The organism is Thalassotalea ponticola (assembly GCF_041379045.1).
Lineage (GTDB): Bacteria > Pseudomonadota > Gammaproteobacteria > Enterobacterales > Alteromonadaceae > Thalassotalea_A > Thalassotalea_A ponticola.
In genome coordinates, this window is record NZ_CP166871.1 from 250,437 (window position 1) to 261,580 (window position 11,144).

At 36.7% G+C, this 11,144-nt stretch carries 6 protein-coding genes; all 6 read right to left on the reverse strand.

Annotation, left to right across the window (positions count from 1 at the left end; genetic code table 11):
• Positions 1-50: 50 nt before the first annotated feature.
• The 6 genes from ACAY30_RS01145 to dpdG are packed head-to-tail and all read right to left on the reverse strand — an operon-like array spanning position 51 to position 11,143.
• Positions 51-1,268: a hypothetical protein gene (locus ACAY30_RS01145; protein WP_290251186.1), complete on the reverse strand. Its 1,218-nt coding sequence runs from the start codon at positions 1,266-1,268 to the stop codon at positions 51-53.
• Positions 1,252-1,818, reverse strand: coding sequence for a phospholipase D-like domain-containing protein DpdK (gene dpdK, locus ACAY30_RS01150; protein ID WP_290251185.1), 567 nt, complete (start codon positions 1,816-1,818; stop codon positions 1,252-1,254). Before dpdK ends, ACAY30_RS01145 begins: the two co-directional genes overlap by 17 nt.
• Positions 1,815-6,278, reverse strand: a complete 4,464-nt coding sequence (gene dpdJ, locus ACAY30_RS01155; RefSeq protein ID WP_371189981.1) for a protein DpdJ — start codon at positions 6,276-6,278, stop codon at positions 1,815-1,817. The genes dpdK and dpdJ overlap by 4 nt, the downstream gene beginning before the upstream one ends.
• Complete coding sequence (gene dpdI, locus ACAY30_RS01160; protein WP_290251183.1) at positions 6,275-7,009, reverse strand: protein DpdI; 735 nt, start codon at positions 7,007-7,009, stop codon at positions 6,275-6,277. The genes dpdJ and dpdI overlap by 4 nt, the downstream gene beginning before the upstream one ends.
• Positions 6,999-10,151, reverse strand: a complete 3,153-nt coding sequence (dpdH, locus tag ACAY30_RS01165; RefSeq protein WP_290251182.1) for a protein DpdH — start codon at positions 10,149-10,151, stop codon at positions 6,999-7,001. Before dpdH ends, dpdI begins: the two co-directional genes overlap by 11 nt.
• Positions 10,148-11,143, reverse strand: coding sequence for a protein DpdG (dpdG, locus tag ACAY30_RS01170; protein WP_290251181.1), 996 nt, complete (start codon positions 11,141-11,143; stop codon positions 10,148-10,150). Before dpdG ends, dpdH begins: the two co-directional genes overlap by 4 nt.
• Position 11,144 lies beyond the last annotated feature (1 nt).

Consider the following 11,144-nt stretch of genomic DNA (forward strand, 5'->3'; position numbering starts at 1 on the left):
ATCATGACTGTTACTCATTCCTTTTTAACCAATCATCTGCATTATAATAATTATCCTGAAATTTTCTGAAAGTAAGCTGTCGCACATGCTTCCAGACTTTGCCACATTCGATATATAGCTGTTTGAGATTTCAATTTTATTTTTATAGGTAGAGGGGCAGCCTCAACCCATTCATATAATTTAATGGTTTCTGATTCATGACATGTCTGAGCATAATTGAGAATAAAGGTAATCGAAGGCTCGTCATAATTGTATGAATTAGGATCTAGGGGCTCATTAATTTTTAGTTTTACGGCATTAATGTTTGTATCTTGTAATATGAGAGCATCTAACCATTCTTCACCTACTTGGCATGATAGTACCTTACTGATACCTGAAACATTGATGGCATGAGCAACAATCCCCCATAATTGCCAATCAATTTCTTGTTCAAATTTAGGGGATTTTACTATTAACGAAATAAAGTCTTGTGCGCTTTCATTTAATTTTGGCCAATTAATTTCAAAGCTAATTAAAGCCTTGGAATTTTCACATGACGTAAAAACTAAAGCATTTAAAATGGCAGCGACTACACCGCTAGAAATAACTTGTGCAGCGACGTTTCTTTCATGAGCGAGTTGAATTATTTCTTCCCATTTTTTTTCTTTTTCAAGTCGCATAAATTTAAGCGTTTCTTTATTTCGTCGATCAATATCTTCTCTAGCGTCAATTTCATCATATAAGCTTGATAACTGTTCAATTTTTTTGTCTTTGTAAGCTTGTATAAACTCGTTTATAAGCATTCCTACAGGCTTATCACTTTCATGTCTTAGATTTGGTGATTCGTTAAATCGTTGTATCATACTATCAAGTGAAGCTATGCATTCGCGTACACCCATACGAACAAAGTCTTTATATTTGTCAGTAGGAAACTCAGTGCTTTTCTGATTCCAGATAGGTACTTTAAGAAAACCATGTTCTGAATGCTTTAAAAGGCTAGCCTCAAAATCAAATTCAGGCTTTTTACATGGGCGTGCATATTGAGCGTAAAACCTAGGGAGTGCGCAATTTAACCAGTCTTTAGTGTGTTCCATTAACTTTCCTGTTTCACACAAAATGTAGAATGTAGGTACTCCCCCTTGTGGATAGCCGAGTAGATAATGAATCTTATTTGAACTTTGAAGATTAGCTCTTGCCTCTTCAATTGTATTACTCCAAATACTATTGGGAGTAATACGGTTTTGACCCTGATAGAAATTTTCCAAAATATTATTAATAGAACCATTCATCGCCATCTTCCGATTCTACTTTCGTGTTATTAGATATACTGAAATAAAGGTCTTCATAGCTATTTCTTTTCTCTGCTATCAGACTTTTGTCTGTCGTGTATGTTATGCCTTCGTAATTTATTGTTGCCCCAAAATAGGTGAAGTTCATTGAACCTCTTATTAATGCATTTTCAGTAAGCAGACCTTTCTCGTGAATTTTATCTAGCTCTATGACAATAAATCGTGTCGAATAATTTTTCAGACTCTGCTCTAGTTGGCTAATTTTCTCCCTATTCTCTCTGATGGCTAGTTTTAAAATTGCTCCAGATTCAACACAGTTCTTTAATAGTTCGAAAAAGCTAACGTGTCTATGCCCCCAATTCGGATTTACAGCATCGAAATTCCCTGATGTATTGTCTAAAACTGGAAAATCCGATATCCAGGGACTCAAGATATAGATGGTGCCAGGATTTAAGGACTCAGCTACTAATAGTGATGAAAGTAAATCTTTTACATGTGCTCGCCCGATAGCCTCTTTAGTCTCTATAGAGCGCTCATTTTGAACTATCATTGTAAAATATCCCTAATCTCAATGGTAACATGAAGGGATTCAAAAGATGTTTTTACTCTTGTAACCCTCGGGTAGAACATCATTTTATTGTATTCAATCATACAAACATTTAGGCGACTGATCGCTTCTTTTACATGGCTCCTATCTTCACCCGTGAAAACTAGTGTAGCTTTACCACTTGATTCCAAATAATTAGATAAGGTGCTATGCCAAAGACCTTGGCGATCATAATCAACTAAAGCTTCGTTTTGAGTTATTAATTTCGAAAGGAGTAACCTTTCAGTTTGATTTGCCGATATATTAAACGGATTATAAAAACTAAGTTCTTGAGCTCTAATCATTGCACCTCTTTGCCATAAAACTGCTTGAATTCGATTTTTTTGTTTAAATATCTCGCTTGGTAAACCACCTTTTTCTTTGGCTAATAAAAACGCCATAATATGTAGCGGTATTTCAATATCAATCTCCTGTTCTCTCTTATTCCATCTATCTAAATAGGATATCAAGGTAGCATCACTTGATGCATTGGAGCCTGACTTTAATACTCGTGAATACAAAATACTGTTCCATGCATGGGTTGTTAATATTCCGAGCTTAGCTATCTGGTGCCTTAAGGTCGTGGTTGTTGCCGCTCTAACTTCTAAACTTGGCGCCTCTCGAACTTCTTTTAAAATATTTTGCAACCCGGCATTTTTTGAGAGTTCCATCAAGAAGTATTGCAAGTCAAAGTTAACCTGTTCATATTCACCAGTTTCGAATGAGTGGACTAAGAGTCCTAAAGTGCGAAGCGGGTCTTCTTTAAAAAGCTCTCTAAATTTTGTGACATAGCCAACACCGCCCATTTCATTTTCATTAATCCAAACATTTAAAGTGCTTCCTTCCCATTTATGGTCAATGTTAAAAGACTGATCAGATACATCTGATACTAATTTTAAAAACATAGCATTTAACCCGCCACAAACGGTTTGACCTAACAACTCTTTTCCCCAATTAAAGTAATCTTGAGTTTTTGCATAGTTAGGATCAAGTTTGAGAGCATTTTTGAGAACGAATATATTGTCTTCATTAGAGAAATATTCAGATAGTCTTAAGTGTAAATCTTGCTCTTCATCGCCACTTGCGGTCTCTCGTCGCTGGAAAAAGCTATCAATGACATCTGAGACCACATCTCTTCCTCTATCTAAATATAAAAGCTCAAACACATCAGAGAGTGGCTTGTTTTCGCTATGACTCAAAATTAATAGAGCACACATCAAGCATTCGAATATCCAGTTTGCCAGAAAGTATTCATGTTCGAATGATTCATGATTCAAAAATTCATATAAAAGATACTGATAGTAAAGTGCCTTTTTATTTTCATCGTCAAAAATCATCTTTTTAATTGTGCTATCAGAAAACTCGAAGGTAAACTTAGTTGAATCAACCCATAGTTTTGCACCTATGGCTACGGGCTTTGATTCATATTTCCATTTAAAGTGAACATTGGCCTCACCTTTATTGCCAGAAAACGGAATACTTGCTTTAGCACCTGTTGTGTATCGAGTGATTTCTATCGGCGTAGAGTTGTCATGAGTAAAAAAATCAATAGACTTCAGTATGTTATTCCATTCACTATTTTTAGGAGGAATGATTTTACTCTGAGCTTCAGGCTCCTTAATGGCAAAACCCCACTGAAGAATGCTGCTACTTTTATTCATCAGAGTGTTTTTACTTGAACGTTTAGAATAAGCTAGCCTAGGTTGATACACGGGGATTTTTTCTCCGTCATGGTTCACTTCATCTTGGTAAACTTGTTTGGATACGCTGCCAAAAGCTTCTTCGATATCAAAGTTAATTTCTTCAATTGTGCCTGGCGTTGGAAAAAAATTAGATGGAACAAGCCAGTCTGGCTCGTTGATTGACTTAGCGGTATATCTTTTTGTCATCCTCCCTGGAGCATATTCCTTTAGGGCTTGAAAAAAGGCCATCGGTTCGACTTTAAATTTTTCATATTTTTCTGTCGATCTATCTAATACAATTGACAAGTTTTGTGTATCTAATGCGGCAAAAAGTTGCGGCGCTATATACTTTGGCATAGGGCCTGTATTTTTTTCACTTAATCCCTCCCAACGCTTACCTTTTGCTCCCCATTTAAACTGTAAACTTTGTTTTAACTCAGGCAAAAAGGACATCATGATTGCTCGTGGGGGAGCCCACATGACAGATTTCACTTGTTCTTCATTCAGGTTCAGGGCGTATTTTAAATGTTTAGAAAGGCGCTGAGCTTCTGATGGATTATTTAATACATTTGAAACGGCTTCATTTAAAAGTTTTAACTGATATCCAAATCTTAGTTTCCCATCGTGTGTTGTTTTGTTGGGTTCTTTGAGAATCGCCCAAATATTTGTCCTACGAAGGTTATATTGTTTAACCAACCACTCCAAAGTAGCTAATGCTGCGTGCATTTTATGGATATGGGAGTTTACTATAGGTAATTTAGTCGTAGATACTTTGGGGGAGATTAGTTGCTCATATTGTTGAAATGCAATTCGATCTTGCCCATAGTCGGATAGAACGGTGTACATCCATGGACGTGTTCCTCTTCGACGACCTGCTCGTCCTTTTCTTTGTAAATATGAAGCTATGTTTCTAGGAGCTTTGTGTTGTATGACAGCGCCGACGTCTGGATCGTTATAACCTACCTCGAGAGATGCTGTTGCAATAACAACTGTTGCACCGTGATCTACACCACTATCTTGACTTGATGTACGTTCAATGCGTGGTGAGTGATCTAACACATGCCCTATGCTTTCTGCTGATGACCAATCTTGCCCTAACTCTTTTTGTAGCCTTTCAGAGTAATTTTTATGATTCGAGGAGCGCTTATAAGCTAAAGGTTGTTCATTCCTCCTACTCGGTTTTAGATTTCCATTACCAAAATAATCTTCAAGTCCCTCCGCATCTAGGTAATCGTTATATAATCTGTTGATTACATCTAAATCGTCAGTAAACACGAATGTCTTTTGGCCAAAAACTCCTTGAGAGATATCTTTATACGGGCCTTGGTGAGTATCAAGCATTCGACTGGCTAGCATAGTTGATTGGATTGTTGCAGACAATAGCCCGGTCTGTGAAGCAGGGTCGCCACGAAGAGCTAGCATGTATTCAGCACCTTCTTCTTCTAACTCGCTATCAAGAGATTCGATGAGTTCTGTATTATGTGGTTTTGTACCTGTTAAGTCCGAAAAGAAATTTTTAGCATCAGCCAATGTTGCAGATAACCCGACAAAGTGAGGTTTAATACCGCTAAATGCCATCCAGCGTTTCAATAAATATGAAGTTTGAGCCCCACTGCTGCCCTCATAGGTATGAACTTCATCAAGAAGGACCAGTGGGATAGATAAAGTTTTATTGTTAATACCAAATAAGTGATTGTATTCATCATCACTTAGTCGTTGATTAAGCATCTCTGTTGTTGTGAATAAAATATCTGGTGGATTCTTTTTAACTCTTTCACGACTCGTAATCACCTCGTCATTTGCTAAAGGGGTTTTACAAGAGTCGCAAATCACTTGTTTGTATTGTTTATTAAACTTAAGTACTCCCGAGCATTGGCTAGCAGGGCAGATCATAGGCTCATAAATAGTTTGGTCTTCTGCAAAGGTTTCCCATAATGTATCGCCGTAAAATGTACCAATAGTTACTTTTCGTTTGCCATGGCTATGTAGATACTTATCAAGTTTGCGGGCTTCTTTGTAAGTTTCAGAAAACTGATCTTTCAATAGCTCTTTTCGAGGGTAAATAGCTAGTATGCGCACTCGTATGCTGTCATCTTGCAACAGTTCAGACGCAAGTTTAGTCATGGCAGGTAAATAGAATGAAAGTGTTTTACCGCTACCTGTGCCTGCACATACAATTGTTGCGCTGGCTTCCTTACTATCCTTAGATTTGTGCTTATCAAACTTTTCTATAATACGTTCTGTCGAACGAACTTGAAAACCTGACAACTTGAACCATTTCTCATTACTTCGAAGAAGGCTGGTAAGTATGTCCTTCTCATGTTTTGCTTTTAACAACGAGAGCGAAGCCCAGTGTTCAATTAATTTTTCCGCACAGTGGTTCCGTTTTGGATATTGACGTGTTTTTTTTATAAAACGAAAATCAGATATGAGTGGGCGTGCTTCTTCGACAGTTTGCTTGCCAACCCATTGACGGGAAAGGACTTGCAGTCGGACGGTTTCTGCCATGCGAGAACGATAAATATCATGACCGACTTGAAAGATTAAACAGCGTTTTAATAACTCATGAAAATATTCTGTGATATAAAGCTCTGGTACTTCGGTTTGCTTGATGCAAAACTCGATTTCCGATTTACTTAAGAAGACATTTATATCGCCCCAAGTTAGCAGTTCAGTTTCTTTATTCTCTATTTTATCTAATGCTTCGATAAGCTTTTCATCTTTTATAAAGCTACTCATCATTTCTGCCTTATGATTAACGTATCGAGTTTGTTATTTTTTTCCAACCAGTCCATTACTTCCGGTGTGAGTAAAGAAACATATGCAATTCTTCCGACAGTGTTTAGGGTATCAAACAGTTTTTTAACATCTTCAGGCAAGTTTTCAGTATTCATGTGCCCTTTAAACTCGGAACATTTTTTAGCAAGCGCCTGAATTAGAGTTATTTTATTTATGTCGAAGTCAAAATTTTCTATGTATAAATCAAATTGTCTTTTGGCCTCATTGTATTGTTTATACAGTTCGAAATTACCGTGAACACTTTTTTGTTGCTCTAAAATAAGTGTATCTACGTTAGCTATATTTTTTTGATTGTTTGACCATTCATTCCAAGTCCCTTGATGGTAATCGGAATAAATCTTGGCAGTGTGTTTTACAGACTCTGTTAAAGAAAATAGAGTGTTTTCCTCATCAGTTAAGCTACCTTCCTCTTTGTTATTCCAAAGATCTTTATATGCTCTCAGTTTAGCCTGAGATTGTATTAACGCATCTCTAGCAGTGTCACCACTCAATGGTAAACTAGCAACTTTTTGCAAGCACTCATGCTTTCTAACTTCGATTTCAATATTATTGCTAGATTGATGCAAGCGACGTGATATCGTTTTTAGAGCTTCTTTTTTATTTTCAAGATTTTCGCTATCATGGTAATAGTCAATTTCTTTGCGTAACTCTTCTATTTGACTTTTAAGACTCACTTGGGCCTCCTAATTTTTCAAACGAAGCATCTAATGTCGAAAGGTGTGCATTTATAACGTCGTTATATTGTTCAATTTTATTTGAACCATTTTCATAATTGTACTTTTGGATGCTTTTTACAACCTGTGGATAAATAGCTTTCCAATCCGTAAGTACAGCCTTCCATAGTTTTAATTCATCACCATTGATTTTATTTAGGATTTTAGATGGGCTATGAGTATTCAAATCTGCTAATACAGCTTTTGGGGTTTCGGAACTTACTTGTTTTATTAAATCTTTAACTTTCTTCCTCACAGTATCTAATTGGATGCTGTAATTTGGTCGCATACCGGCAGGTATATTTTTATAAATTTTGTCCAGAGACTCTAATAGTTCCATTAGCTCTTGTTTTGTTTCTGAACCATCAAGGTGCTCAGATAGCAATAATCGTTCAGCCTCTAGTCCCTTAACGACCGGTAACAAATCAAGCTCATTATGAATACCATCATTAATATCTTTAATTTTCTTATAAGCATTATCGAAATCGATAGGTTGTATGGCATTATTTGTTCCAACAACAACAGCGCGGAGCCATTGACTTCTGTATACGTCCCATTTCTCCAACCATTTTGATAAAACCTCTTTATGATGGTCATTTATAGGAGGTGGAAGTTGTTCTTTAATGTATTCTGATGTTTGAATTAACCGGCTTAATCGTTGCGGTCGAGAGGACAGATCTATACTCAAACATTGGGCAAGACCCAGTTGCTGTTTAAGGGGCTCTATAGCACTCTCCTTTGCTATTTTTAAACAAGTTTGAATTGCATTGGGAAGCCACTTTTGAACAAACTCTTGGTAGTAAATGTAATCTTCAAAGCCATTACTATAATTCCAACCCTTAGCTTGTTCTCTTTTGGATTGCTGTGTGGGGTTGTTCTCGGTAAACCTAAGAATGGCAAGCATTTGCCGTTTTAGGTCGATTGAATCGAGCGAGTCTGATAGTTCTTTTTCCTCAAATACACTTATTACTTTTTTATTTGAAATGTTGGTGGCAGACCCCGGAATGTCGATCTTAATAATAGAGCCATCTTTTAATACAAACTCGAGTAAGCTTTTATCATTTTTAAGGCCCCATTTTTTGGATTTATCGACAGAGTAATCATTTATTCCCTTGTGTTGTTCCAAGATGAAGTATAAACCTTGCCTTAATTGGTTACTTAAGCCTTGATTTAATAAGGCCTTACCAGAAAACCAGTCATCAACTTTCTTCTTTAATATGTCCTCTATTGGCTCCCACTGGAGACCGCCCGTTTCAGGTCGATTTATAGATATAGGGGGTATATTGCCTTGTTGTGGGGGGGGCGTAGTTACATTTCCTTTAGGTTCAACGGTTACATCGTCGGAAAAAATAGAAGAATCAAGATTAAAAACATTGGCTTGGCCAGCGCTAATTTGCTTAAAGTTCTCTTCTTTTGAATTCGCGTCAGAATATAAAGACATAAAGCCCACAAGTCTTTTAGCCATTTCTTGATTTGGAATATTCTGTAGTATAAATTGCGCTGTTTCGTCATGGCGAAAATCGCTGATAGTACTTTCTAGCCAAACACTCGGATACTCTTTTTTACTGTAACTCTCGCTATGGTCTCTAAGTATGGCTAACAGGACTTTTTGAATAGCTACTCTTGGGTTGAAACGCATTCTTCCAGCGCTGAAGACATATTTATTAACAAGTTTTAAAATAGCTTGCTTATTGTATGGAAATAGTGGGATACCGTTTGGAGAATAGCCAAACTCATCTAATATTTTTTGTTCTGAGTCACTTAACTCTCTTTTCCAAATAGGTACACCTTGCTCTATTTGTAAGACATCAGCATATTTTTCAACGTCATAGATACCATGACGAGCAGCATTGATATAACGAGCGCAAAAGCTCAAAACATCTTCATTTGAAAAAACAAGCTCTGGAAATCGATTGACATCATTATCATCAGGTAGGCGCCACTCGTAAATTCCTCGAGTCCATATTGTGCTACGATGACTTTGATAGCTTTCTAAACCATCTGTTGCTGCAATAACCGACTTCATTCGGCATAAAACTTGTTCTCCGTCATTTTGGTCTTGCTCCAATAAGCTTTCAATCAAAACGTTATCTATTGCAGAAATAGCAGCTAAGTCTTCCACTAATACTACGAGTGTTTTATTTTCTCTAAGAAGGTATTTACGAATTTCTTTGAATAGATCTTGGAAGTTACCAGTGTTAAACCTGAATAGGCGATTAAACATTAGCTTACATGCTCTATCTATTGCTTGGTTAGTTACTTTGGCTGCCATTTTTCGTTTATGCTCGTCAGACTCTAACTGAAGGTTGCTATATGCAACTTTAGCCTGGCTACCTAAGTGAACAGAAATATCATCTCCAGAGGTGAATAAAAAATCGTGCTCGGAAAGCTCAAAGTGCTCTTCCAAAAGTTCAGCATAACTTTTAATTTCAATCAAACGAGAAACTCTGTTATTGATGACTGATTTTTTGCCTGAAAACTTAGATTTTATATGAGGGTCTGCGAAAAAGTTGTCTAGTTGAGTAGCAAAAGTAATTTTATCTCTAATTTCTTTGTTTTTTTCTGTTGTAAGCTTTCCTTCACTTTTTAAAGCGGTACCTTCTTTTTTAAGATCATCCCTAATATTTTTTAGTGCTTCATTAATGTGAGTAAATAATAAGTTTCTGGTAGATTCTTCGTTAAGGTCGTTGCTTACTTGGCTGATACGTTTGCGAGCTTGGTCAAATAAGTCTCCTTGTAGGCGCTCATCTAATATAATTTTAAGAACCTGTGATAAGCTCGCATTTTTTGGTATCCTGATAATGTGCCAATTTTCTTCAATGGCCTGTGGGTGATACTTAGCAACAGCATGAAGCCATCTGATTAGGTGTGACTTTCCGCTACCTGATTCGCCTAATAATGGAATGATATCGTTAGACTTTAAAAGCTGGTTTAATAGATCTTGCTGACTCTTTACTTCTGGTATTTGTGTCCCGTATTCAGTTGAAATCAACTTTGCAGGGTGGTGCACTGCAATTAATAGCTTATCACTTAAGCGCTCTGCCTCACTTAATATACAGTTTTCAACATTGTTTAAGGATGGCCAGTATGTTTGAATACTCACTTAGTCACCTCACTAGTTCTGCGTAAATGTGTTACTTGTTTGCTGACCGAGGTTGGTATAGTGAGATTAAATCGAAAACGGCTATCAGAGCGAACCTCTAAGCGCAGTAAATTTTTCTTCTCGAGTCGATATAGCGCTAAACTCAAAGCAGATGACATTTGTATACTTCCATCATTTAGGTTTCCTACCGGGCGCTTCTTATTCAAATAATTAGGAAGACTTTCTTGATATGGACCAGTATCAAAGATGGGAAGAATGAGATTTAACCGGTCTAAAAACTCCTGGATGTCTAATTCATTTTGTTCCATAAACACTTCTGATAAGTACCATTGAATAAAGCGAGTCGGATCAACTATATATAAGTCCTTATCAACTACTTCAAAAAAGCCTAAAAGATGACCGTATTCCATCACGTTAGCTTCTTCTGAAGCGTTGAAAGTAACTTTTACATTACCTTGGATTACACTATCGGACATTAACTGCCTGGCGAAACTTTTAGTTAGAAATATTTGATTTTGAAAGTTTGATTCTTCTTGATATAAGAAAAAACATATTGCGAAAATAAAGGTACTGAAGTCTTTCGGAAGCTCATCATTTGAATACAGTTCTTCTAAACTCATTTTTAATTTCTTGTCAGCAAAAAAGTGTTTCGAAATTACATCTAAAATTCTTTTCGGTAAGTTTTCTTTGGTAGATGTGAACCAGTTTGATTGATAACCCACCTCTCCATCTGGTAATTGAGTTGACTCCCATAGTCCATGCTCGGTCCAAAAATCTAAAGACTCGCGCATTTTCTTTTGAGCGTTAGTATTTATTTCGAACTCATCATTCTTACCTTTGCGGTATAAAGATTCAGGCATGCAAGGCCCCAATATTTTAGAACGAGGCAGATAACTTTCTGGCTTTTTAGTGTTGAATTTAAGTAACAACTCGTCAATAAGTATTAATGTAGGAATATGACTTCCTCGGTGTGCATTATTTATAATAGCCATG